Genomic DNA, 23,445 nt, shown 5'->3' with positions numbered 1-23,445 from the left:
ATGACTAAAAATACTTTCCTGGGAGGACTGAATGGCAGCGCGGGACCCGGTCAAGACCGCACGAAATCGAAAGATTTCCGAAATGACGGACCAGCTTCGTGGCCTGCTCCCGAAAGTCCTTAAAGAGACAGGCATTGAAAAGGAAAGTTCGCTGAACGCGCTCATCGGTGGGAAGGCGGCCGATTTCATCGATCTTCATCATGAAGTTATCCTTTCCGCAGACGCCTATGTAAACCTTTATCTGAAAGGGTTTAAGGCCTCCCTTTCTCCAAAAGGCTTCTTGCCAAATAATCATAGACGGAACTTCGAAATAATAAAAAAATCAAAGGCAGCTCAGGAATACGTTGTTATCTTTTTACGTCGATCGTATCTTAAGCATTATGATGAACTAGTTCGGGTTAGACCGAATCTGGATGACTCCGAGATTTGGATCGGTCAGAACAACGCAGACTACGGACTATTTATCACTCCGAGATTTAACAAAGCGCAAGGCACTTGGGAAAATGATCGCAGTGAAATAAGACATTTCCCCAAACTGTACTGGACCATAGGTCACATCCTTGAATCTGGATTGGTTGTTAACGGCGACCCCGACAAGATCGAGTTCCCTGACGCTAGTTCCTATCTGACGTTCTTCAAGAATGTCCTGGTACGAGCATCGGCTTCGCCGCACGAGAAGGAAATTGCAAAACGGTATGTCGCCTACGTGAACTCCGCCCCTGAGCCGGAGCGAGTTCCGCTCCTCATCCCTGAATATCGCTATGATGGCCGCTTGCCTAAGCATAAGTACCGGCTCGACTTCACCATTATTGATCCTTACACGATGGATAAGGTTGGCTACGAACTTTCTCCGTGGTCGACACACGGTTATCTTTCCAAACTCAAAGGCCTTACTCAAGAAAAGATCAACGAGATGGCCAAGGATAACTTCGAAAAGGAGATGGAGAAACACCGCTCATTCTTCAAGAAACACGACATATTTGCACTAATTTATACGGATAAACAATTGGCTGCCATCGATACTGTATTCGATGACATGAGGAAGTATCTCCATCCCGTGGACAAGGTCGTACAATTAGATTTCGATTTAATGGATTCGTTCTTCAAATAATAGTGCAGCAGGCCTCGACGCAGAATCAAATGTCATGAATGCTCCATCCTGTAATCGGATTGACCCCAGCAGCAGGCTTTATCTTCCTTCCTCGTTTGAGAGGATCTTTTCCGAATGAAGGTTAAGGCACCAAAACTACTTTCCACGTTCGCCTACGCGGCCTAGGTTCCGGGCGAGCCCCTACTCCGCCGCCACGCCCTTCACCTCGAGATAGCTCTCCATCGAATCGTCCATCGCCTGCAGCCACGGCGTATGGTGCAAAGGCGCCATCGTGCCGGTCATCAGCGAGCGGTAGGCATGGTCGCGGAAGCCCATAATGTCTTCCGCCTTGTGGTGCTCCCATTCCATGAAGGTCCGATTGACGGCCTCGACGTCGAAGCCCGGATAGTCGGTCTGCTCCATCAACTCCTTGGTGTAGTCGCCCTGGAACCAGATCATCTGCTCGGCGTCTTCCAGCGTCTCCTCGCGTGCCCGCCATTTCCGGCCGTGCTCCGCCATCGCTTCGGCCGAGGGCAGCCTGATGCGGCCCATGATGACGTCGCGGGCGAACCAGGCCTGCGCGTCAAACATGTTGAAGGTGTAGAACTGGTCCTGCATGCCGATATAGAAAAGCTTGGGGTTCTTCTCCCAGACGACGCCCTCGTAGAGCCCGTCCGGCCACATGCGGTTGGCGGTCTTCAGCTTCAAATCCTCGGTGAGGAACGGGAACGAATGGAGGTAGCCGGTGCACAGGATGATGGCGTCGACGTCTTTGGTGCTGCCATCCTTGAAATGCGCGGTCTTGCCGACGACCTTCTGCAGCAGCGGCACTTCCTTCCAGTTCTCCGGCCATTTGAAGCCCATCGGCTTCGAGCGGTAGCTCGAGGTTATCGATTTGGCGCCGTATTTGTAGCATTGCGAGCCGATGTCCTCGGCCGAATAGGAGCGGCCGATGATCAAGATATCCTTGCCCTTGAATTCCATCGCGTCGCGGAAATCGTGGCTGTGCAGAATACGGCCGTTGAAGGTCGAGAAGCCCTCGAAATAGGGCACGTTGGGCACGGAAAAATGCCCCGAGGCGACGACGACATTGTCGAACTCTTCCGAATAGGTGACGTCGTTGGTGCGGTCGTGCGCGGTGACGGTGAATTTTTTCGTCGTGTCGGAGAAGGTGACCATGCGCACCGGGCTGTTGAAGCGCACCCATTGGCGCACGCCGGATTTTTCGACGCGGCCCTTGATATAGTCCCACAGCACGGCACGCGGCGGGTAGGAGCCGATCGGCCGGCCGAAATGCTCCTCGAACGTGTAGTCGGCGAATTCGAGGCATTCCTTCGGGCCGTTCGACCAGAGGTAACGGTACATCGAGCCATGCACCGGGTCGCCGTGCTCGTCGAGGCCGGTGCGCCAGGTGTAATTCCACAGGCCGCCCCAGTCGGACTGCTTTTCGAAGCAGACGATCTCGGGAATATCGGCGCCCTTGTCGGCGGCCGACTTGAAGGCCCGGAGCTGGGCCATGCCGGACGGCCCGGCTCCGATGACGGCAACACGATCTTTCATTGCGGGCCTCCCGATCTCATTTCTCTAACGAAACAAATTTCACTGACAGGACAGTAATTGCCCCTTCGATGCTGTCAACAGGGCTTGTCGCGAAACCGCGCTTCGCCGAGCTGGATTTCTAAACGACGTGGAAGCTCGGGCGAAATCCGGTCATTGCGCAATTCGGCTTGCCGTGAGAGTTGCGCTTCTGTATCGGCACCGAATATGTTCACCGTGAGTGAAATGAATCGGCAAGGTCCGGGGTGGCGAAATGGCGAAAAGAGCGTCCAATCTGAAGCAAGATGCCGGCGCCGCGGCGGGCAAAGCCAAACCCGCCGCGATCGAGCCGCGCAAGATACGCGTGCCGCTCACCCAGAACCCGCACGCCATTCGCGACACCCGCGAAAAAGTGCTTGAGGTCGCGATCGGCCGCGAGGTGCGGGCATTCCGCAAAAAGCTCGGCATCACCGTCGCCGATCTGGCGGCCGCCACCGACATTTCGCTCGGCATGCTGTCGAAGATCGAGAACGGCATCACCTCGCCATCGCTGACCACGTTGCAGGCGCTGTCGCGGGCGCTCGGCGTTCCCGTCACCGCCTTCTTCCGCCGTTTCGAGGAGGAGCGCAGTGCCGTCTTCGTCAAGGCCGGCGAAGGCCTCGACGTCGAACGCCGCGGCACGCGCGCCGGCCACCAGTACAATTTGCTCGGCCATATCGGCTCCAACACCAGCGGCGTCGTCGTCGAACCCTATCTGATCACGCTGACCGAGGATTCCGACGTGTTCCCGACCTTCCAGCACGAAGGCATGGAATTCCTCTATATGCTCGAAGGCGAAGTGGTTTACCGGCACGGCAGCAATCTCTACCCGATGAAGCCCGGCGACAGCCTGTTCTTCGACGCCGATGCGCCGCACGGACCGGAAGTGCTGAGCGTTCTGCCGATGCGCTATCTGTCGATCATCTGCTATCCGCAGAGCGCGGGGTGAGTTGGCCAATCTCCCCCCTCGTGGGGGAGATTAGCAGCTTCGCGGGCAGCTTTAATCCGGCCCGAAGCCCGGCGATGTCGGGCTGCCGTCGTCGAGCTTTGACAGCCATTCGACCAAGGTCGGCCGATAACGCGTCAGGCCCTTGTAATTGGCGAGTTCGTCTGGCAGGTCGCGGATGACGCGGTGCAGGCGGCGTGCCCATTTCGGCTGCGTCACCAGTTCGTCCATCTTGATGAGGTAACAGCGGATCGGGAAGACGATCGCATTCGAGCGTGGCAGCCGCCAGAAACTCTGCAGTTCGACGCGCAGATGCACTTTTTCGCCAACGTTTTCCGGCGTCACCGTGGCGCGGTCCGGACCCCATTTGTGGTAATTTTCCGGGCTGGTGTCGAGGCGCGGATTGATGGTCATCGTCCAGTTCAGCCGGCGCGCCGGCTTACCCTGCTGGATGTTGGTGAGGAATTTCAGCGCCCGGACGAAGATCCCCTTCTCATGCGCCAGCGGCACCGGCGCGTGCCATTCGAAGAAGTTCATGCCGATGTCGAAATCGAGCGACCAGTCGGCCTGGGTGGTGACCATGCCGGCATCCATCCACAGATTGCCGTCGCGCTGGTCGAGAATGCAGAAATCGCCCTGGCTCTGGCGGGTGATGTATTCCATCGGCCCATAGGGCAGCGTCGAGACGTCGCCGAAGGTGAAGCTGTCGTCGATGCCGAGCGGCCGGTTGATCCAGCGCCAGCGATCGCCGTCGCGGATCAGCGTGAAATGCTCGGGATAGCCCAGCGCCTGCTGCTCCATCAGGAGTTCGAGCAGGTCCCAGCCGGCCAGCGTCATGTGCGGCAGCGACTGGCAGCGCAGCGGATCCTCGGCCAGCACCAAAGCGCGGTCCTGCATCTCGGCGACATAGTGCTCGTCGACGTCGATCAAATTCTCCAGCACGCTGCCTTTCGGCCCGACGACATGCGGCTCGATGTTGACCGCATACATGTAGCTGTCTTCATGGAACGGGAACGGGAACCGCCTGATGTGCTCGGGGCTGTTCCTGAAGGTGAAGTCGTCGCGGAACGTTTCCTTACGAAAGGTGATGCCCAAGCTCGCCTCCTATCTTTCCAGCACCAGCGACCTGCCCTCGAAGCGCGACACGCAAGGCATGATCTTGCAGCCCGACCGGTGGTCTTCCTCGCTGAGCCAGTGATCGTTGTGGATGAATTTGCCGTCATGCGAAATCACATTGGTCTCGCATTGGCCGCAGACGCCGCCGCGGCACAGATAGGGCGGATCTACGCCGGCCGCCTCGATCGCCTCGAGCAGGCTCTGCTGCTCGTCGACGCGGATCGTCTTGCCGCTGAGCGCCAGCGTCACGTCGAAGGGCGCGCCGGGCTGGGGTGCGGCGAAATGCTCGAAATGCACGGTCTCTGGCGGCCAGCCGAGGGCAGCGGCGCGTTCGCGCACCCAGCCGATCATGCCGGACGGCCCGCAGACATAGAGATGCGTGCCGAGCGGCTGCGACGACAACAGCCGGTCGAGATCGACGCGCTCGTCGCGGTCGTCGTGATAGAGCCTGACCCGGCGATCGTAGCGCTCTCTCAGCAGGTCGGCATAGGTGCCGAGCGAGGCGGTGCGGCAGGTGTAATGCAATTCGAAATTGCCGCCTTGCGCCGCCAGCTGCGCGGTCTGCGCCATGAACGGGGTGATGCCGATGCCACCGGCCAGCATCAGATGCTTCCTGGCCCGAAGATCGAGCGAGAACAGATTGACGGGGTAGCTGACCACCATCTCCGTGCCCGGCCTGACCTGCCTGTGCATGAACAGCGAGCCGCCGCGGCCGGCGTCGTCGCGGCGCACCGAGATGGTGTATTCGCGGGTGTCGAGCGGCGAGCCCATCAGCGAATAGGGATTGAGCCTGGTGCGTTCGCCATCGCGCATCTCGACGACGACATGGGCGCCGCCGGAAAAGGTCGGCAAAAGCTGGCCGTCGCGCCTGCGGAAATGAAAGCGCGTCACCAACTCGTTGACCGGGACGACATCGCTGACGACAACATCGAGTTTGGTGGTGCCGGTGCTCATCGAAAGACCTCCTCGATCGGAGGAATTTCGCTGCGGTCCTCGGCGTTGATGCAGACGCCCTGGAAGGCGGCGAGGCGCCGCGAATAGTGGTCGCGCACCAGAAGCAGCAGGCCGCAATGCGAACAGGTTGCCGGCTGCGTCGTGACGTTCTCGGTGATGCCCTTGCAATGGACGCACTGCACGCGGCGCGCCAGCGAGCCGCGATGCTCGGTCTGGATCGAGGTGTGGTCGATGCCGGCTTCGAGCGCCGCCTGCATGGCCTGGCCGATCAGCCCTTCGGTGCCGGCAAGGTAGAGCCTGAGGCCCATATGGGCGTTGGCCAGCGTCTGCTTCAGCCGCGGCAGGGCACTGGCGAAGGAATGGCCGAGGTAGAGCTGCGCCGGCTTCAGTGCTTCGACCGCCTCGGCGTATTTACCGTCGCGGCCGGGAATGAAGATGATGTGGGCGCCGCCGAAGAAATCCGCCGGTGCCTTGGCAGCCAGATCGGTAATCGCCAGCGCTCCCTCTGCGTCCGCTACGAAAAGATGGTGCTTGCCGGGCTGTGGAGACAGGGTCCCATAGACCGGGCGGCTGATGATGCTTTTCGCTGCCATACCCGCAGTATGCCTCAGCCTTTCGCCGTGCGCTTGGTCTTCTTCGGATCGTCGAACGGAAGCGGCTCGGCGGTTGCGCTGATGGCGCCGCTCTTGTTGCGGATCTCGAGCCTGGTGCCCTGGACCGCGCAGTCGACGTCGAGCCGGGCAATGCCCATCGATTTCCTGACCAGCGGCGAATACATGGCGCAGGTCACCACGCCGACCTTCTTGCCGTCGCGATAGACCGGTGCGCCCTCGTCGGCCGGCTCCCTGCCTTCGAGCAGCACGCCGAAGATCTTGAAGCGCTCCTTCCCCTTCAGGCGGTAATGCTCCTCGGCACCGCGAAAGCCCGTCTTGCCCGGGCTGACGGTGAAGTCGAGACCAAGCTCCCACAGCGTGTCGCCGGGCCCCTCATTCTCGAAGGGATATTTCTGCGAATTGTCGTAGGGGTAAAACAACAGGTAGCTCTCGACGCGCAGCATGTCGAGCGTGGTGAAGCGGCACGGGATGATGCCGGCGCTCCTGCCCTCGTCGAGGATCCTGTCCCAGATCGTTCCGGCGTCCTGGCCACGGCAGAAGATCTCGTAGCCGCGCTCGCCGGTGTAGCCGGTGCGCGAGATCATCACCGGAAAGCCGAACAACTGCGTCTGCATGTGGTGGAAATAGTTGAGGTCGCGAATGCCGGGCACATGCTTTGCCAGATAATCCACGGCTAGCGGCCCCTGCAGCGAAAGGTCGTGCAGATTGTCGTCGAAGCGCAGCGACACGTCGCGACCGACGGAAGCGCGCTGCAGCTCTTCATGGCCGGTGCCCGAGCCATGCACGACCATCCAGGAATTCGGGCCGGTGCGGTAGAGGATGCAGTCGTCGGTGAACTTGCCGGCCTCGTTGAGCATGCAGGCATAGGCCGACTTGCCGGGATAGATCTTTTCGACGTCGCGCGTCGTCGCCAGGTCGATCAGGTGAGAGGCGTGCGGCCCGGTGATGTGGATCTTCTTCAAGCCGGACACGTCCATCAGGCCGGCCTTGGTGCGGATGGCGATATACTCTTCGTCGGCGTCCTTGTCGTAGGTCCAGGCGGTGCCCATGCCGCTCCAGTCCTCGAGCTTCGAGCCGAGCGCGCGATGGCGGTCCGCAAGCGCCGAAAATCTCCAGGATGCCGTCATCCGCTTGTCCTCCGTTTCGAAAAACGTTTGCTTTCCCCTTCTCCCTGCACAGCGGCGGGAGCGTTGCCCGAATATTGATCGCAAACGCCGGGAGCCTGCAATACCCGCAAGCAAATAATTTCATTGTCAGGCAAAATTCGACGGATCAAACAAACGGTTAACGTTGCGTAAAATCGTCTTGACAATTGCGGAATTCGCCTTGAATTTATGAAAAAAATTTCACTCTCTTGAAAGAGAGCGATGGAGGGGAACCGATGTCCGACATGCAGCAGCGCATTGAAGCCCTGTACCGTTCCGACCTTCGTGGATCGGTGCTCCTGATCGTCTGCCTATGGGCGACGATCCTTTTCGTCCTGTTCATGACATGGCCATACATCCCCGATGCCGGCATCAAGCTCGTGGTCGCGGTCGCCGCGGCCGCCGTGCTGATCTTCAACACGGCCGCGATCCTGGCGATGGTCAACCACTACAAGGAAGACAAGGACTTCATTTACGGCCTCGACATCAAGAATGCCGACGCCTACCGCAACCGCAAGTCCTGAGGGGGAGACGCATGGCCCGCTATACACCGCCCGAACAGAGCAAGGCCGGACAGGTTTTCGATATCGCCGTCGTCGTGGTCGCGATTTTCGTCGCGCTGTGGCTGCCGCTGAAACTAGGCCTGGCAGGGGCGGCAAAATCCATCGACGCGCTCGACGCCAAGACGTGGGAAGCGCTCGGCCAGAACCCGACCATGGCCTCGATCTGGGAAAAGCTCGGCTACACGCCGGAAACCGCGCACGACATCATCCAGAACCGCTTCCACTACATCATCGACTGGCCGACGCTGATCATCATGGCCGCGGTGCTGATCGGCTATTTCATCTTTCTGTTCCGCGCATCGGACCGCGAATACCGCGACGTCATCGACGAAAAATTCGGCGACAAATAGATAGGGAAGCATCGTCATGTGGGTGGCACTCTCTTACGCATGCTGGGGCATCTCGATCGTGCTCGCGCTGTGGATGCTCTACGACTGGTTCAAGATCGATACGACCTATTCCGAAGAGATGCTGACCTCGTCCAGGGAAGGCGAACTTGAAGCCGTGTCCGAAAAACACCGGATCTGAGTGGGGGATTGAACGATGACGATCGCGGCTGAACCAGCGGTGCAAGTGCAAGGCGACAGGGTTTCACTGCTCAGGGTGCTCGGCCCCGCCCATGTCTGGGCGCTCGGTGTCGGCATCGTTCTGGTCGGCGAGTTCACCGGCTGGAATTTCGCGGCGGACAAAGGCGGCGCGCTGGCGGCGCTGATCGTCTGCTGGATCGTCGGACTGCTCTACACGTCGGTCGCGATGATCGATTCCGAAGTCACCTCGACGGTTGCCGCCGCCGGCGGCCAATATGCCCAGGCCAAGCACATTGTCGGGCCGCTGATGGCCTTCAACGTCGCGCTTTTCCTGGTCTTTGCCTATACCATGCTCGAAGTGTCGGACGCTATCCTGCTCGGCGACACCATTGTCGCCAAGGCCGGCGTCGAGAGCCTCAACCACAATTCCTTCATCGCCGCGACAATCGTCGTGCTGGCATGGCTGAACTATCGCGGCGTGCTGATGACGCTCAACGTCAATTTCGTCATCACCGCGATAGCCTATGTCTCGATTGTCATCCTGTTCTTCTCGGTCAGTCCGTGGACGCAAGGCGCCGTGCTGAAGCTGAACGAGTTGGTCACCCCCGGCAACGCCCTGCCCTATGGCTGGATCGGCGTCATCGCCGCCTTCCAGTTCGGCATCTGGTACTATCTCGGCATCGAGGGCACCACGCAGGCCGCCGAGGAAGTTCGCTCGCCGGCGCGCTCGCTGCCTTACGGCACGATGGCCGGGATGATCACGCTTCTGATCGCGGCCGCGATGACCTGGTATGTCTGCGCCTCGCTGATGCCCTGGGAATATCTCGGCATCACCTATTATCCGCTGTGGGACGCAGGCAAACTGACCGGCAGTGCGCTGCTCGAGAACCTGTTGTTCATCGCGACGCTGCTTGCTGCACTTGCTTCCGCCAATGGCTGCATCAACGACGCCGCGCGCGCCTGGTTTTCGCTCGGCCGCGACCGCTATCTGCCGACCTGGTTCTCGGCGGTGCATCCGAAATACCGCACACCCTACCGCTCGATCCTGTTCCTGCTGCCGATCGCGCTCGCCTTCGCCTTCATCGCCGACCTCAACCAGGCGATCACCTTCTCGATCCTGTCGGGCGTGCTGCAATACACCTTCATGAGCATCAACATCATCATGTTCAGGAAAAAGTGGCCACTCGGCTCGATCCGCCGCGGCTACACCCATCCCTTCCATCCGCTGCCGGCGATCGTCTTGTTCTGCCTTTGCGTGGTCACCTTCTTTGCGATCTTCCTCGGCTTTGGTTCGCAGCTGATCGCCATGGTCGCCTTCTACTTCCTGATCTCGCTGTGGTTCCACTTCTACCGCTACAAATTCGTGCGCCGTGGTGCCCAGTTCACCATGCCGTGGCCGAAGCCGCAGGGGTACTGACGGCGCGCCGTTCTGGGCGGGCATTTGCGTGACGAGGTACGCTAGGTGATCTCAGCATTGCTCACCGGGGCGGTTGCCCTGGCTCTCGTCCTCCACATAGCCTGGCTTGCGCGCGCCAACCGCGCCAAGGCTTCGACTGCGCTTGCTGCCGACGAAGCCGGCGTCCGCGCCGTCATCCCCGACGCTGCCAACGTCTCGGACGGCGCCGCCGGAGTCGTCACCTTCGCCGGCTCGTGGAACGGCCGGCGGGTGCAGGTTCGGACCATCGTCGACACGCTGGCGATAAGGAAGCTGCCGGCGCGCTGGCTGAGCGTTTCGATCACCGAAAAGGTCGTGATACCAGGCACTTTCGACATGATGATGCGGCCGGGATCGCCGACGACTTTTTCCAATTTCGATCATCTCGTCCATACACTGCCGAAGGCCGCCGGATTTCCAGCCGAGGCGGTGCTGCGGAGCGACCGCAAGGGCGTGCGCTTCCCCGAAGCCATCATCGCCGATCACCTCCACGTCTTTGCCGAGGAGCGCGCCAAGGAACTGCTGATCACACCGAACGGCGTGCGCATCGTCTGGCTGCTGGCCGAGGCCGAGCGGGCGCGCTACGGCGTATTCCGGCAAGCCGAATTCGGCACGGTCAGGCTCGATCCGGGGCTGATCGAGCGGCTGCTGTCGTCGGCTTCGGCGCTGCGCGATGCCATCAATCAAAGCGAACGGCAGGCGGCATGACCAGCCAGATCAGCACCTCCCCCGCACCACCGAGCCCCTATCTGGTTCTCGGCGCTGCGATCGTCTTGCCGGCGAGCGGGCATGTCGTGCTCGGCGTGCCGGTGCGCGGCCTGCAATTCCTGTTCTTCATGGTGGTTCTGGCCTGGGTCACCGCCAAGATCGCGCCGCCCGATGCCAGCTTCATCGGCCGCCATGCCGGCGGCGTCCTGATCTATGCCCTGTCGATCCTGGATGCCTACAAGATCGCCCGCATCCGCTATGCCAAATGGGTTCACAATGGCGGCCAGCGTAGCGATAGTGCGGCCGACGGCGCCTCAACCGATATATAACGACAGGAAAATTTTTTTCATACCAATTGAATTCCCGGGACTCATTCGATACATCTCGGAGGAACAAACTCGCGGAGCCTGACATGTGCGGAATCGTCGGACTGTTTTTGAAGGACAAGTCGCTCGAGCCCCAGCTTGGCGCGATGCTGTCGGAGATGCTGATCTCGCTCAGCGATCGCGGTCCCGACAGCGCCGGCATCGCCATCTATGGCGCGCCCTCCGGTGAAGCCAAGATCACCATCCAGTCGGCCAAGCCGGAGCGCGATTTCCGCGGCCTCGACGCCGAACTCGCCAAGGCAATCGGCGCGCCGGTGAGCATTGCTGCGAAGTCGACGCATGCCGTGGTCCGGACGATGCCTGCCAAGATCGACGAAGCGCGCGAGGCGATCCAGACGCTGCGCCCCGACATCCGCATCATGGGCGCCGGCGACGTCGTCGAGATCTACAAGGAAGTCGGCTTGCCGGAAGCAGTCGTCGACCGTTTCGGCGTCCGCGAGATGACCGGCACGCACGGCATCGGCCATACCCGCATGGCGACCGAATCGGCGGTGACGACGATGGGCGCGCATCCGTTCTCGACCGGCGCCGACCAGTGCCTGGTGCATAATGGCTCGCTGTCCAACCACAACAATGTCCGCCGCGAGCTGATCCGTAAAGGCATGACATTCGAGACCGAGAACGACACCGAGGTCGCTGCGGCCTATCTCTCCTCGCAGATGGCGCACGGCAAGAACCTCGGCGAGGCGCTGGAAGGCACGCTGAGCGATCTCGACGGCTTTTTCACCTTCGTCGTCGGCACCAAGAACGGCTTCGGCGTGGTGCGCGACCCCATCGCCTGCAAACCCGCCGTGATGGCCGAAACCGACCAGTATGTCGCCTTCGGCTCGGAATATCGTGCGCTCACCAAACTGCCCGGCATAGACAATGCGAAAGTCTGGGAACCCGAGCCCGCAACTGTCTATTTCTGGGAGCATTGAGCTGATGCCGGCAATCAACCTCTCCAAGGCGGCGCGTGAGCCGGGCCAGGCATCGCGGGTCTTCGACCTGGCCGAAATGTCGCTGCGCGAGCTCAACCAGGCGCTGCACGATCTGGCGCCCGGTTCGAACGAGACCGCCTGGGAGGTGCTCCACCCGCGAGGCAGCCATTCGGTCGCCGTCGGCGTCGACCAGCCGGTCGCCATCGATGTGCGCGGCAGCGTCGGCTATTATTGCGGCGGCATGAACGACGGCGGCACCATCACCGTGCATGGCTCGGCCGGGCCCGGCGTCGGCGAAAACATGATGTCCGGCCAGATCGTCGTCAAAGGCGATGCCAGCCAGTATGCCGGCGCCACCGGCCGCGGCGGGCTGCTCGTCATCGAAGGCAACGCGTCATCGCGTTGCGGCATTTCGATGAAAGGCATCGACATCGTCGTCCATGGCAATATCGGCCACATGTCGGCCTTCATGGCGCAGTCCGGCAATCTGGTGGTGCTGGGCGATGCCGGCGATGCGCTCGGCGATTCCATCTACGAGGCGCGGCTTTTCGTGCGCGGCAAGGTCGAAAGCCTCGGCGCCGACTGCATCGCCAAGGAAATGCGGGCCGAACATCTCGAATTGCTGCAAAACCTGCTCGACCGCGCCGGCGTGACCGGCGTCAAGGCGGCGGAGTTCAAGCGTTATGGCTCGGCTCGTACCCTCTACAATTTCAATATCGACAACGCCGACGCGTATTGAGGCTCAATGACCTATCGCAACCCGCCGACGACGCCGCGCAAATCCGCGACCTTCGACGACTACACGCTTTCCGAGATCCGCCGCGCCGCGGCGACCGGCATCTATGACATCCGCGGCGCCGGCGCCAAGCGCAAGCTGCCGCATTTCGACGACCTTCTGTTCCTCGGTGCTTCGATCTCGCGCTATCCGCTCGAAGGCTATCGCGAGCGCTGCGACACCAGCGTCGTGCTCGGCTCGCGCTACGCGAAAAAACCGATCGAATTGAAAATCCCGATCACTATTGCCGGCATGAGCTTCGGCTCGCTGTCCGGCCCGGCGAAGGAAGCGCTCGGCCGTGGCGCGACGCTGTCCGGCACCTCGACGACCACCGGCGACGGCGGCATGACCGAGGAAGAGCGCGGCCATTCGAAGACGCTGGTCTACCAGTATCTGCCGTCGCGCTATGGCATGAACCCGCGCGATCTGCGCCGCGCCGATGCGATCGAGGTTGTCGTCGGCCAGGGCGCCAAGCCAGGCGGCGGCGGCATGCTGCTCGGCCAGAAGATCTCCGACCGCGTCGCCGAAATGCGCACGCTGCCGAAAGGCATCGACCAGCGCTCGGCCTCGCGCCACCCCGACTGGACCGGGCCGGACGATCTCGAGATCAAGATCCTGGAACTGCGCGAAATCACCGACTGGGAAAAGCCGATCTACGTCAAGGTCGGCGGCGCCCGGCCCTATTACGATACAGCCCTTGCGGTAAAGGCCGGCGCCGATGTCGTCGTCGTCGACGGCATGCAGGGCGGCACCGCGGCAACCCAGGAAGTGTTCATCGAGAACGTCGGCCAGCCGACGCTTGCCTGCATCAGGCCGGCGGTGCAGGCGCTGCAGGACCTCGGCATGCACCGCAAGGTGCAGCTGATCGTCTCGGGCGGCATACGCAACGGCGCCGACGTCGCCAAGGCGCTGGCGCTCGGCGTCGACGCGGTGTCGATCGGCACGGCAGCGCTTGTCGCGCTCGGCGACAATGATCCGCGCTGGGAAGCGGAATACAACGAGCTCGGCACCACCGCCGGTGCCTATGACGACTGGCATGAGGGACGCGACCCGGCCGGCATCACCACGCAGGATCCCGAGCTAATGAAACGGGTCGATCCGATTGCGGCCGGACGACGGCTGGCGAATTATCTTAAGGTGATGACACTTGAGGCTCAGACAATCGCCCGCGCCTGCGGCAAGAATAGCCTGCACAATCTCGAGCCCGAGGATCTTGTGGCCTTGACGATCGAAGCCGCAGCCATGGCCGGCGTGCCGCTGGCCGGCACCAACTGGATACCGGGCAAGAACGGCTTCTAAAACAAACCAAATGCCAGTAAGCGAGGAACTATAATGGGGAACGATCTCGCCGCCTTCGCCAAGGAAAACGGCGTCAAATATTTCATGATTTCCTACACCGACCTGTTCGGTGGGCAACGCGCCAAGCTGGTGCCGGCGCAGGCGATCGCCGACATGCAGCGGGACGGTGCCGGCTTTGCCGGCTTTGCCACCTGGCTCGACCTGACGCCGGCGCATCCCGACATGCTGGCGGTGCCGGATCCGGCCTCGGTGATCCAGTTGCCTTGGAAGCCGGAGGTCGCCTGGGTCGCCGCCAACTGCATCATGGACGACAAATCGGTCGAGCAGGCGCCGCGCAACACGCTGAAGCGGTTGATCGCCGAGGCCGCTGGCGACGGCATGCACATCAAGACCGGCGTCGAGGCCGAATTCTTCCTGATCTCGCCGGATGGCAAGACGATTTCCGACGAATACGATACGGCGTCGAAGCCCTGCTACGACCAGCAGGCGGTGATGCGCCGCTACGACGTGATCGCCGAGATCTGCGACCACATGCTGGCGCTCGGCTGGGGCGCCTACCAGAACGACCACGAGGACGCCAACGGCCAGTTTGAGATGAACTGGGCCTTCGACGATGCGCTGGCGACCGCCGACAAGCATTCCTTCTTCAAATTCATGGTGAAATCGGTCGCCGAAAAGCACGGCCTGCGCGCAACCTTCATGCCTAAACCCTTCCAGGGTCTGACCGGCAATGGCTGCCATGCGCATATCTCGGTGTGGGACAGGGACGGCAAGACCAATGTCTTTGCCGACAATGCGATGGAGCTCGGCCTGTCGGCAAAGGGCCGGAACTTCCTCGGCGGCATCATGAAACATGCTTCCGCCCTTGCCGCGATCACCAACCCGACGGTCAATTCCTACAAGCGCATCAACGCACCGCGCACCATCTCCGGCGCCACCTGGGCGCCGAACACCGTGACCTGGACCGGCAACAACCGCACCCACATGGTGCGCGTGCCTGGTCCCGGCCGGTTCGAGCTGCGCCTGCCCGACGGCGCGGCAAACCCCTATCTGCTGCAGGCCGTCATCATCGCCGCCGGCCTTGACGGTGTCCGCTCGAAGGCCGATCCCGGCCGGCGCTACGATATCGACATGTACCAGTTCGGCCATACGGTCGAGGGCGCGCCGAAGCTGCCGCTCAACCTGCTCGACGCGTTGCGCGAGTTTGACAACGACAAATCGCTCAAGGCGGCGCTGGGTGAGGAATTCTCGTCGGCCTATCTAAAGCTCAAGCAGCAGGAATGGAATTCCTATGCTTCCCACTTCACCCAGTGGGAGCGCGACCACACGCTCGACATCTGATCCGGATTGTTGCACGCCCGGCGCGAAACAGGTTCATGAAATACTCGATCTTCTCCCTCGCCCGGGCGGCATTTTCCGGCCATAAGAACTGGCAGCGCACCTGGCGCGACGCCACCCCGAAGAGCCACTACGACGTGGTGATCATCGGCGGCGGCGGCCATGGCCTGGCGACGGCGTGGTTCCTCGCCAGCGAGTACGGCATCAGAAATGTCGCCGTGCTGGAAAAAGGCTGGATCGGCTCCGGCAATGCCGGCCGCAACACCACCATCATCCGTTCCAATTACGGGCTGCCAGGCAATACAGGGTTCTACGAGCTTTCGATGAAGCTCTGGGAGCGCATGGAGCAGGACCTCAACTACAACACCATGGTCAGCCAGCGCGGCGTCATCAACCTCTACCATTCCGACGCGCAGCGCGACGCTTATGCGCGGCGCGGCAACACCATGCGCATCAACGGCATCGATGCCGAACTGCTCGACCTCGCCGCAGTCAGGAAGATGATGCCGTTCCTGAACTTCGACAATGCGCGCTTTCCGGTGCAGGGCGGGCTTTTGCAGGGACGCGGCGGCACGGCACGGCACGACGCCGTGGTCTGGGGCTATGCGCATGCGGCGAGCGCGCTCGGCGTCGACATCATCCAGAATTGCGAGGTGACCGGCTTTGTTCGCGACGGCAGCGGCAAGGTGACCGGCGTCGAGACATCGCGCGGCAGGATCGGTGCCGCCAAGGTCGGCATGGCGGTCGCCGGCTCCTCGTCGCGCGTCGCGGCGATGGCCGGCATGCGGCTGCCGATCGAAAGCCATGTGCTGCAGGCCTTCGTCTCCGAGGCGATCAAGCCGCTGATCCCCAATGTCATGACCTTCGGCGCCGGCCATTTCTACGTCAGCCAGTCCGACAAGGGCGGGCTGGTCTTCGGCGGCGATATAGACGGCTACAATTCCTACGCCCAGCGCGGCAATCTGCCTGTCATGGAAGATGTCTGCGAAGGCGGCATGGCGCTGATGCCGATGATCGGCCGGATACGGCTTCTGCGTCAGTGGGGCGGCATCATGGACATGTCGATGGATGGCTCGCCGATCATCGACAAGACACCGGTCGACGGGCTCTATCTCAACGCCGGCTGGTGCTATGGCGGATTCAAGGCGACGCCCGGCTCCGGCCTGGTTTTTGCCCATCTGCTGGCGCGCGACGAGCCGCACAAGGAGGCTGCCCGCTTCCGCCTCGACCGCTTTCGGCGAGGTGCCATGATCGACGAAAAGGGCCAGGGCGCCCAACCGAACCTGCATTGAAGGCTGGCTGAAGAAGCATGCGCATTGTCTGTCCCTTCTGCGGCGAACGCGAACTCGGCGAGTTCACCTATCTGGGCGACGCCAAGCCGACGCGTCCTGCGGCCGGCGCCAGCGAAGACGAGGTCTTCGACTATGTCTACCTGCGTGACAACATCGCCGGGCCGATGAGCGAATACTGGTACCATGGCGGCGGCTGCCGGGCCTGGCTGAAGGTCGCCCGCAACACGCTGACGCATGAGATTTCCTCCGTCGAGCCGGCGACGGGCGTTGGTGCAAGGCAGCCCGCCAAATGAATTCTGTCCGGGTCAGCGCTCATCAGGCCACAGCGACGGAAGGCGGGCGATCGTGACCTCCAGCCAGCCCTATCGTCTCGTATCAGGCGGTCTCATCGATCGCGCCGCGCCACTGGGCTTCCGCTTCGACGGCAAGAGCTTTGCCGGCTTCCAAGGCGACACGCTGGCCTCGGCGCTGATCGCCAATGGCGTCAAGCTGGTCGGCCGCTCGTTCAAATACCATCGGCCGCGCGGCATCCTGACCGCTGGTTCGGAGGAGCCCAACGCGCTGGTCGAACTGCGCAGCGGAGCGCGACGCGAGCCCAACACTAGGGCGACCACGGCCGAGCTTTATGACGGTCTGGAAGCGGCCAGCCAGAACCGCTGGCCGTCGCTGCGCCATGATTTGATGGCGGTCAACCAGCTGTTTGCGCCGATCTTCGTCGCCGGCTTTTACTACAAGACCTTCATGTGGCCGGCGAAATTCTGGGAAGCGGTCTACGAGCCGGCGATCCGCCGCGCCGCCGGCCTCGGTCGCGCTGCAGGCGTCGCCGATCCCGACCATTACGACAAGGCGTGGGCGCATTGCGACGTGCTGATCGCCGGGTCCGGCCCGGCCGGGCTGGCTGCGGCACTGGCGGCCGGGCGCGGCGGCGCCCGCGTCATCCTGTGCGAGGAAGATTTCGCGCTTGGCGGCCGCCTGCTTGCCGACGGCGGCACGATCGACGGCACGCCGGCGGCCGAATGGATTACGCGCACGCTGGCCGAACTCGCCGCACTGCCCGATGTCCGCATCATGACCCGCACGACATTGTTCGGCGTCTATGATGGCGGCACATATGGCGCCATCGAGCGGGTCAACGACCACCTGCCCTCGCCGCCCGAGCACCAGGTGCGCCAGCGGCTGTGGCGGATCGTGGCCAAGCGCTGCGTCGTCGCCGCCGGCGCCATCGAGCGGCCGATTGTCTTTGCCGGCAACGACACGCCCGGCGTGATGATGGCTTCGGCGATGCGGACCTATGTCGCGCGCTACGCGGTTACCCCTGCAAAGAGGATCGCGCTGTTCACCAACAATGAGGATGGCTGGCGTACGGTCGAGACCGCGCTTGGCGCCGGATTGCAGATCGCAGCGGTCGTCGATGCACGCCCGGACGTATCCGCCGAACGTCGCGCGCTTGCCGCCAAAGGCGGCTTTGCCGTGCTCAACGGTTTCGTCAGTGGGGTCGAGGGCGGCAAGGACGGGGTCCGGAAAATCGCGGTATCGCTCACCGGTGGGGCGCGCGCCGAGGTCGAGGCCGACGGGCTAGCCGTCTCGGGCGGCTGGAATCCGGCGGTCGGGCTGACCTCCTATCATCGCGGCCGGCCGAAATGGCAGGACGATATCGCAGCCTTCGTGCCGGACGGCGCGCCGCCCGGCATGGTGGCCGCCGGCGCCGCCAACGGCGCCTTCGGCCTAGGCGACTGCCTGCGCCAGGGCTTTGCCGCCGGATCCGCAGCAGCACAAAGCGCCGGCCGCGGCGGCAATGCCGGCACGCCGCCGGTCGCCGACGAAGAAGCCTTTTCGCTGACCCCGCTCTGGCACGTCGCCGGCAAGGGCAAGGCCTTTGTCGACTACCAGCACGATGTCACCGCGTCCGACATCGAACTGGCGCAGCGCGAAGGTTTTGAATCGGTCGAGCATCTCAAGCGCTACACGACGCTCGGCATGGCCACCGACCAGGGCAAGACCTCGAATGTCGCCGGCCTCGCCATCATGGCTGCGTTGTCAGGCAAGTCCATTCCCGAAACCGGCACGACGATCTACCGCCCGCCCTATGTGCCGGTCGCCATCGGCGCCTTTGCCGGCCATCACCGCGACGAGAATTTTCACGCGACACGACTGACGCCGTCGCATCACTGGGCAGCCGAACAGGGCGCGGTGTTCGTCGACACCGGCCTGTGGAAGCGGGCGCAATGGTATCCGCGCGCCGGCGAAAAGGACTGGCTGGAATCGGTGACGCGCGAGGTCAAGGCGGTGCGCTCCGGCGTCGGCTTCTGCGATGTCTCGACGCTCGGCAAGATCGACGTGCACGGCCCGGATGCCGGCGCCTTCCTCGACCGCGTCTACATCAACACTTTCTCCAATCTTGCCGTCGGAAAAGCCCGCTACGGGCTGATGCTGCGCGAGGACGGCATCGTCTATGACGACGGCACGACGTCGCGGCTCGCCGAGGACCATTATTTCCTGACCACCACCACCGCCAAGGCCGGGCTGGTGATGCAGCATCTCGAATTCTGCCGGCAGGTGCTGTTCCCGGAATTCGAGGTGCAGTTGACCTCGGTTTCCGACCAGTGGGCGCAATTCTCGATCGCCGGGCCGAGCGCGCGGGAGTTGCTGAAACAGGTCCTTGATGAATCCGAGGATTTGTCGAACGAAGGTTTCCCGTTCATGGGGGCGCGGGAAGTTGCGTTGCACGGTGGCATCAGAGCGCGGCTGTTCCGCATCTCCTTCTCCGGCGAAATGGCGTTCGAGATTTCGGTTCCCGCGCGCTATGGCGACGCGCTGGTGCGCAATTTGATGCTGGCCGGCAAGCCATTCGGGGTTACGCCCTACGGCACCGAGGCGCTCGGCGTCATGCGCATCGAAAAGGGCCATGTCGCCGGACCGGAGTTGAACGGCACGACGACCGCCGCCGACCTCGGCCTCGGCAAGATGATGTCGACCAAGAAAGACTTCATCGGCCGCGTCATGGCCGGGCGCGAGGCGCTGGTCGCGCCGAACCGCCAGGTCGTCGTCGGCATCAAGCCGGTCGACAAGACGCGCCGCCTGCGTTCCGGCGCGCATATTATCCCGAAGGGCGAGACGCCCGATCCCGACAATGACCAGGGCTATGTCACCTCGGTCTGCTTTTCGCCGATGCTCGACCAGTGGATCGGGCTTGGGCTGGTCGAGCGCGGCCGCGAGCGCATCGGCGAGATCGTCCATGCGCACGATCCGCTGCGCGGCGAAGATTACGATGTCGAGCTCTGCAGTCCTGTCTTCTACGATCCGGATGGAGGGCGCCAGCGTGGCTGAGTTTTCCTGGATTGCCCGCAGTCCGCTGGAGAAAGCGCTTGTGGTCGGCGGCTACGGCGCGCGCGGCACGGCGGCCGGCGTATCGCTCACCGAGATCCGCAATTTCGACCTGATCCAGGTGATGGCGCGGCGCGGCAAAGCGGCAGAACTGGCGAAGGCTGCCGAAACCCGCTTCGGCGTTGCCGCTCCGAATGCGCCCAAAGCGGTCCGAGTTCCCGACGCCACGCTGATCTGGTCGGGACCGGATCAGTTCCTCGTCTTGTCGAAGGGCGGCATTCACGCGATGGAGAAGCTGAGCCAGGCGTTCTCGCAGTCCGCCTCGCTTTCCGATCAGTCGCATGCGCGCGCCTTGATCAGCGTCTCGGGAGCCAAGGCGCGCTCGATGTTGGCGAAATTGTTGTCGCTAGACCTGCACCCGGCGGCGTTCCCGGCCGGCACCGCGGCGGCGACCGCGGTCGATCACACCAGCATCAATCTCTGGCGTGGCAATGACCGGCCGGATGGGCAGGCGGTGTTCAATCTTCTGGTATTTGCGACGTTTGCCGAAAGCCTGTGGCATACGATGCTCGATGCGGCCGCGGAGTATGGCGTCGATATCGGGCATTCCGAGGAATTGGGGTAGCCTTGGCGCGTCTTCCCTTCTCCCCTTGTTGTGGGAGAAGGTGGATCGGCGCGCAGCGCCGAGACGGATGAGGGGTGTTCCAGCAGAGTGAGATGCTGGCGTTCCCTGGAACACCCCTCATCCGTCGCCTTCGGCGACACCTTCTCCACAAGGGGAGAAGGGGGAGCTTGTGCCACCTTCACTTGCCAACTCCGGCTCTTCTATCCTATTCTTCCCGCTAAAATAATTTCACGCACAGGCAAACTTGTTTCTCGAAACCAGGGTTGAGATGAGCCAGTCGCCCTACCCCGCCGTCGTCGCCGGACCGCCGCGGCCGAGCCTGATCCTGCGGCCAGGCCAGATCGCGCTGCCGGCCGGGATGGAGCGCTACACCGTCCAGGGCAACGGCGCGGTGCTGATCGAGGTCGAGGCCGGCGATACGATCAGCGTGCGCAATGTCGAGGGCGGGCAGGCTTGCGAGCTGCTGGCATGGGACAGCAGCGGGGCGACCGATCCCGGCATTCTCGGAGAGAAGTCGAACAGCAATGCCGCCGGCATCAAGACGATGCTGGCCGAGGGCGACGATAGCCTCGCTTCCTTGCGCCGAGGCCTCGAGCGGCGCGAGGTGCAGCTCGATCAGGCAAAGGCGGTTCGCGTTTTCGGCGGCGTCACCCCTGCCGGGACCGAACAGGCTTTTGCCGTCGCCCGCGACGGTTCAATGCTGATTGCCGCGCCCGGCGGGCCGATGCTGGTCGACGGCCACGAGACCGCGACGCCGCTTAGCGTCGTCGTCCGGCGCGCCACCATCCGCCCGGCGGAGAAATCCAGGCTCGCCGACGCGCTGGCCGATCCCGTGCTCGACCTGCGCGTCCATTCGGCGACGGCGGAGGCCTACTTCGTCAAGGCGGGCGACTATCTGCAGATCATTGATGTCGACGGGCGCCAATGCACGGATTTCCAGTGCTTTTCGGCGCGCAAGCTGGACAAGGGCCGGGATCATCCGCTCGACGTGACGACGACGCGCACGCTGATGGGTTCGAGCTATCCGATGCCCGGCCTGCATTCGAAATACTACGACCAGGACATGGAGCCGCTGGTCGAGGTGGTGCAGGACACTTGCGGCCGGCACGACGCGTTCGCGCTCGCCTGCGCCGCCAAATATTACGACGACATCGGCTATCCCGGCCATCCCAACTGCTCGGAGAATTTCAACCGCGCGCTGGCCGACAAGGGCGTCACGCCCCGCGCCGGCTGGATGGCGATCAACTTCTTCTTCAACACGGCGATCGACGCGCATGGCGTCGTGGTTTCGGACGAGCCGTGGTCGCGGCCGGGCGACTATGTGCTGCTGCGCGCCTTGACCGACATCGTCTGCGTCTCGTCCGCCTGCCCCGACGACACCACGCCGGCCAATGGCTGGAACCTGACCGACATCCATGTGCGAACCTATTCCGGCCAGCACAAATTCTCGCGAGCGATCGCCAGACGCATGACGCCCGATTCGGAACCGAAAATGACCCGCGAGACCGCCTTTCATTCGAGCTTTGCCAACCACACCCGCAACTTCGTCGAGTACAAGGGCTATTGGCTGGCCAATTCCTTCGCCAGGCAAGGGCCGATCGATGAATACTGGGCCTGCCGGCAGGACGCCGTGATCATGGACCTGTCGCCGCTGCGCAAGTTCGAGGTCACCGGGCCGGACTCCGAAGCGCTGCTGCAATATACGCTGACTCGCGACATCAAGAAGCTCGGCGTCGGTCAGGTGGTCTACTCCGCCATGTGCTACGAGCATGGCGGCATGATCGACGACGGCACGCTGCTTCGGCTCGGCAAGGATAATTTCCGCTGGGTTGGCGGCGACGATCTATCCGGCGAATGGCTGCGGGAAACGGCGCAAAAACTCGGCCTCACCGTGCTGGTGCGCTCGTCGACCGACCAGATGCACAATGTCGCCGTGCAGGGACCGAAAAGCCGCGACATCCTGCGGCAGATCGTCTGGACCTCGCCGCTGCAGCCGTCGATCGACGAGCTTGAATGGTTCCGTTTCGCGGTCGCCCGCATCGGCGGCGGCAATGGCATTCCCGTCATTGTCTCGCGCACCGGCTACACTGGCGAGCTCGGCTACGAGATCTGGTGCCACCCGCGCGACGCCGAAAAGGTGTTCGAGGCGATCTGGCAGGCCGGCCAGCCGCACGGCCTGAAGCCGATGGGGCTGCAGGCGCTCGATATGGTGCGCATCGAGGCCGGGCTGATCTTTGCCGGTTACGAATTTTCCGACCAAACAGATCCGTTCGAGGCCGGCATCGGCTTCACCGTACCGCTGAAGACCAAGAGCGACGATTTCATCGGCCGCGAGGCGCTGATCCGGCGCAAGGAAAATCCGCAGAGGAAGCTGGTCGGCCTCGACATCGACGCCAATGTCGCCGTCGGCCACGGCGATTGCGTACATGTCGGCCGCGCCCAGATCGGCGTGGTCACCTCCGGCATGCGCTCGCCGCTGCTAAACAAGACCATCGCGCTGGCCAGGCTCGACGTCGCGCATTCGGCGGTCGGCACCGAGGTCGAGATCGGCAAGCTCGACGGCCACAGCAAGCGGCTGCCGGCGCGCGTTGTCGCCTTTGCCCATTACGACCCGCAAAAGACCAGGCCGCGCTCCTGATCGACGCTGCCCTGGTTCTTCCCTTCTCCGTTGCTGTCGTGGGAGAAGGAAGACCGCACCCGTTGGCAGCGCCAACGAAGCTCGACTGTTCACAAACGCAATGTGCACAGCGTCACAAAGCGCTTGACGTGAAAGCGCGTTGGGTCAATCTTCACTGCTAAGAAAAAAATACTAC

The 23,445-nt window shown here is 62.6% G+C and carries 22 protein-coding genes; 17 read left to right on the top strand and 5 right to left on the bottom strand.

The features are described 5' to 3' along the window. Positions 1 to 31: 31 nt before the first annotated feature. Positions 32 to 1,111, top strand: coding sequence for a hypothetical protein (locus NKJ35_RS05065; RefSeq protein ID WP_352645395.1), 1,080 nt, complete (start codon positions 32 to 34; stop codon positions 1,109 to 1,111). A 180-nt stretch (positions 1,112 to 1,291) separates the two neighbouring features. Here the strand turns inward: NKJ35_RS05065 and NKJ35_RS05060 are convergent, their stop codons facing one another. Continuing rightward, positions 1,292 to 2,650, bottom strand: a complete 1,359-nt coding sequence (locus NKJ35_RS05060) for a trimethylamine monooxygenase (RefSeq protein ID WP_352645394.1) — start codon at positions 2,648 to 2,650, stop codon at positions 1,292 to 1,294. 250 nt (positions 2,651 to 2,900) lie between these two features. On the opposite strand from NKJ35_RS05060, the gene NKJ35_RS05055 reads away from it, so the two are divergent. Further along, positions 2,901 to 3,614, top strand: coding sequence for a helix-turn-helix domain-containing protein (locus NKJ35_RS05055; protein WP_352645392.1), 714 nt, complete (start codon positions 2,901 to 2,903; stop codon positions 3,612 to 3,614). Between the two features lie 51 nt (positions 3,615 to 3,665). Here NKJ35_RS05055 and NKJ35_RS05050 read toward each other — a convergent pair whose 3' ends face one another. The 4 genes from NKJ35_RS05050 to NKJ35_RS05035 are packed head-to-tail and all read right to left on the bottom strand — an operon-like array spanning position 3,666 to position 7,422. Continuing rightward, on the bottom strand, positions 3,666 to 4,706 hold the full coding sequence (locus NKJ35_RS05050) for a heme-dependent oxidative N-demethylase family protein (RefSeq protein ID WP_254818682.1): 1,041 nt from the start codon (positions 4,704 to 4,706) through the stop codon (positions 3,666 to 3,668). A 9-nt stretch (positions 4,707 to 4,715) separates the two neighbouring features. Further along, positions 4,716 to 5,681, bottom strand: coding sequence for a PDR/VanB family oxidoreductase (locus NKJ35_RS05045; RefSeq protein ID WP_352505299.1), 966 nt, complete (start codon positions 5,679 to 5,681; stop codon positions 4,716 to 4,718). Continuing rightward, positions 5,678 to 6,274, bottom strand: coding sequence for a dimethylamine monooxygenase subunit DmmA family protein (locus tag NKJ35_RS05040; RefSeq protein ID WP_352505300.1), 597 nt, complete (start codon positions 6,272 to 6,274; stop codon positions 5,678 to 5,680). Before NKJ35_RS05040 ends, NKJ35_RS05045 begins: the two co-directional genes overlap by 4 nt. Positions 6,275 to 6,288: 14 nt before the next feature. Continuing rightward, on the bottom strand, positions 6,289 to 7,422 hold the full coding sequence (locus NKJ35_RS05035) for an aminomethyl transferase family protein (protein WP_352645391.1): 1,134 nt from the start codon (positions 7,420 to 7,422) through the stop codon (positions 6,289 to 6,291). Between the two features lie 254 nt (positions 7,423 to 7,676). Here NKJ35_RS05035 and NKJ35_RS05030 point away from each other — a divergent pair, with 254 nt between their 5' ends. The 15 genes from NKJ35_RS05030 (at position 7,677) to NKJ35_RS04960 (ending at position 23,270) form a co-directional block, all read left to right on the top strand. After that, a complete protein-coding gene (locus tag NKJ35_RS05030) occupies positions 7,677 to 7,964 on the top strand; it encodes a hypothetical protein (RefSeq protein ID WP_023716771.1) in 288 nt (95 codons plus the stop codon). 11 nt (positions 7,965 to 7,975) lie between these two features. Then, entirely contained in the window at positions 7,976 to 8,353 is a 378-nt protein-coding gene (locus tag NKJ35_RS05025; protein WP_023673992.1) for a hypothetical protein, read from the top strand. Between the two features lie 16 nt (positions 8,354 to 8,369). Next, the gene (locus tag NKJ35_RS05020; RefSeq protein ID WP_023673991.1) at positions 8,370 to 8,531 is read left to right on the top strand and encodes a hypothetical protein; all 162 of its coding nucleotides are present in this window, start codon (positions 8,370 to 8,372) and stop codon (positions 8,529 to 8,531) included. Positions 8,532 to 8,546: 15 nt separating this feature from the next. Continuing rightward, positions 8,547 to 9,947, top strand: a complete 1,401-nt coding sequence (locus tag NKJ35_RS05015; protein ID WP_352645390.1) for an APC family permease — start codon at positions 8,547 to 8,549, stop codon at positions 9,945 to 9,947. Positions 9,948 to 9,992: 45 nt separating this feature from the next. Continuing rightward, positions 9,993 to 10,673: a hypothetical protein gene (locus NKJ35_RS05010; protein WP_352645388.1), complete on the top strand. Its 681-nt coding sequence runs from the start codon at positions 9,993 to 9,995 to the stop codon at positions 10,671 to 10,673. Further along, complete coding sequence (locus NKJ35_RS05005) at positions 10,670 to 11,002, top strand: hypothetical protein (protein WP_254818688.1); 333 nt, start codon at positions 10,670 to 10,672, stop codon at positions 11,000 to 11,002. The genes NKJ35_RS05010 and NKJ35_RS05005 overlap by 4 nt, the downstream gene beginning before the upstream one ends. An 83-nt stretch (positions 11,003 to 11,085) precedes the next feature. Further along, a complete protein-coding gene (locus tag NKJ35_RS05000) occupies positions 11,086 to 11,979 on the top strand; it encodes a class II glutamine amidotransferase (protein WP_352645386.1) in 894 nt (297 codons plus the stop codon). A gap of 4 nt (positions 11,980 to 11,983) precedes the next feature. Then, positions 11,984 to 12,718, top strand: a complete 735-nt coding sequence (locus NKJ35_RS04995) for a GltB/FmdC/FwdC-like GXGXG domain-containing protein (protein ID WP_352645385.1) — start codon at positions 11,984 to 11,986, stop codon at positions 12,716 to 12,718. Between the two features lie 6 nt (positions 12,719 to 12,724). Then, positions 12,725 to 14,053, top strand: coding sequence for an FMN-binding glutamate synthase family protein (locus NKJ35_RS04990; RefSeq protein WP_254818691.1), 1,329 nt, complete (start codon positions 12,725 to 12,727; stop codon positions 14,051 to 14,053). Positions 14,054 to 14,086: 33 nt separating this feature from the next. Then, on the top strand, positions 14,087 to 15,394 hold the full coding sequence (glnT, locus tag NKJ35_RS04985) for a type III glutamate--ammonia ligase (RefSeq protein WP_352645384.1): 1,308 nt from the start codon (positions 14,087 to 14,089) through the stop codon (positions 15,392 to 15,394). A gap of 35 nt (positions 15,395 to 15,429) precedes the next feature. After that, on the top strand, positions 15,430 to 16,683 hold the full coding sequence (locus NKJ35_RS04980; protein WP_352645382.1) for a sarcosine oxidase subunit beta family protein: 1,254 nt from the start codon (positions 15,430 to 15,432) through the stop codon (positions 16,681 to 16,683). A gap of 17 nt (positions 16,684 to 16,700) precedes the next feature. Further along, positions 16,701 to 16,976 carry a sarcosine oxidase subunit delta gene (locus NKJ35_RS04975; protein ID WP_352645381.1) on the top strand — a complete coding sequence of 92 codons (276 nt, stop codon included), beginning with the start codon at positions 16,701 to 16,703 and terminating at the stop codon, positions 16,974 to 16,976. A 52-nt stretch (positions 16,977 to 17,028) separates the two neighbouring features. After that, complete coding sequence (locus NKJ35_RS04970) at positions 17,029 to 20,010, top strand: sarcosine oxidase subunit alpha (protein ID WP_352645379.1); 2,982 nt, start codon at positions 17,029 to 17,031, stop codon at positions 20,008 to 20,010. Beyond that, positions 20,003 to 20,632, top strand: coding sequence for a sarcosine oxidase subunit gamma (locus NKJ35_RS04965; protein WP_352645378.1), 630 nt, complete (start codon positions 20,003 to 20,005; stop codon positions 20,630 to 20,632). Before NKJ35_RS04970 ends, NKJ35_RS04965 begins: the two co-directional genes overlap by 8 nt. 268 nt (positions 20,633 to 20,900) lie before the next feature. Then, on the top strand, positions 20,901 to 23,270 hold the full coding sequence (locus tag NKJ35_RS04960) for a trimethylamine N-oxide demethylase (protein WP_352645376.1): 2,370 nt from the start codon (positions 20,901 to 20,903) through the stop codon (positions 23,268 to 23,270). Positions 23,271 to 23,445: the final 175 nt, after the last annotated feature.

The organism is Mesorhizobium sp. M0136 (assembly GCF_040322515.1).
Classification (GTDB): domain Bacteria; phylum Pseudomonadota; class Alphaproteobacteria; order Rhizobiales; family Rhizobiaceae; genus Mesorhizobium.
This window is presented reverse-complemented; position numbering and strand designations above follow the sequence as displayed.

Excerpts from the sequence above, each read along its gene's own strand:
- NKJ35_RS05045 (WP_352505299.1), bottom strand. The coding sequence starts at position 5,681 with ATGAGCACCGGCACCACCAAACTCGATGTTGTCGTCAGCGATGTCGTC.
- NKJ35_RS05020 (WP_023673991.1), top strand. The coding sequence starts at position 8,370 with ATGTGGGTGGCACTCTCTTACGCATGCTGGGGCATCTCGATCGTGCTC.
- NKJ35_RS04960 (WP_352645376.1), top strand. The coding sequence starts at position 20,901 with ATGAGCCAGTCGCCCTACCCCGCCGTCGTCGCCGGACCGCCGCGGCCG.
- NKJ35_RS05035 (WP_352645391.1), bottom strand. The coding sequence starts at position 7,422 with ATGACGGCATCCTGGAGATTTTCGGCGCTTGCGGACCGCCATCGCGCG.
- NKJ35_RS04990 (WP_254818691.1), top strand. The coding sequence starts at position 12,725 with ATGACCTATCGCAACCCGCCGACGACGCCGCGCAAATCCGCGACCTTC.
- NKJ35_RS05065 (WP_352645395.1), top strand. The coding sequence starts at position 32 with ATGGCAGCGCGGGACCCGGTCAAGACCGCACGAAATCGAAAGATTTCC.
- NKJ35_RS05025 (WP_023673992.1), top strand. The coding sequence starts at position 7,976 with ATGGCCCGCTATACACCGCCCGAACAGAGCAAGGCCGGACAGGTTTTC.
- NKJ35_RS05060 (WP_352645394.1), bottom strand. The coding sequence starts at position 2,650 with ATGAAAGATCGTGTTGCCGTCATCGGAGCCGGGCCGTCCGGCATGGCC.
- NKJ35_RS05005 (WP_254818688.1), top strand. The coding sequence starts at position 10,670 with ATGACCAGCCAGATCAGCACCTCCCCCGCACCACCGAGCCCCTATCTG.
- glnT (WP_352645384.1), top strand. The coding sequence starts at position 14,087 with ATGGGGAACGATCTCGCCGCCTTCGCCAAGGAAAACGGCGTCAAATAT.
- NKJ35_RS05015 (WP_352645390.1), top strand. The coding sequence starts at position 8,547 with ATGACGATCGCGGCTGAACCAGCGGTGCAAGTGCAAGGCGACAGGGTT.
- NKJ35_RS04975 (WP_352645381.1), top strand. The coding sequence starts at position 16,701 with ATGCGCATTGTCTGTCCCTTCTGCGGCGAACGCGAACTCGGCGAGTTC.
- NKJ35_RS05000 (WP_352645386.1), top strand. The coding sequence starts at position 11,086 with ATGTGCGGAATCGTCGGACTGTTTTTGAAGGACAAGTCGCTCGAGCCC.
- NKJ35_RS05030 (WP_023716771.1), top strand. The coding sequence starts at position 7,677 with ATGTCCGACATGCAGCAGCGCATTGAAGCCCTGTACCGTTCCGACCTT.
- NKJ35_RS04995 (WP_352645385.1), top strand. The coding sequence starts at position 11,984 with ATGCCGGCAATCAACCTCTCCAAGGCGGCGCGTGAGCCGGGCCAGGCA.
- NKJ35_RS04980 (WP_352645382.1), top strand. The coding sequence starts at position 15,430 with ATGAAATACTCGATCTTCTCCCTCGCCCGGGCGGCATTTTCCGGCCAT.
- NKJ35_RS05055 (WP_352645392.1), top strand. The coding sequence starts at position 2,901 with ATGGCGAAAAGAGCGTCCAATCTGAAGCAAGATGCCGGCGCCGCGGCG.
- NKJ35_RS05040 (WP_352505300.1), bottom strand. The coding sequence starts at position 6,274 with ATGGCAGCGAAAAGCATCATCAGCCGCCCGGTCTATGGGACCCTGTCT.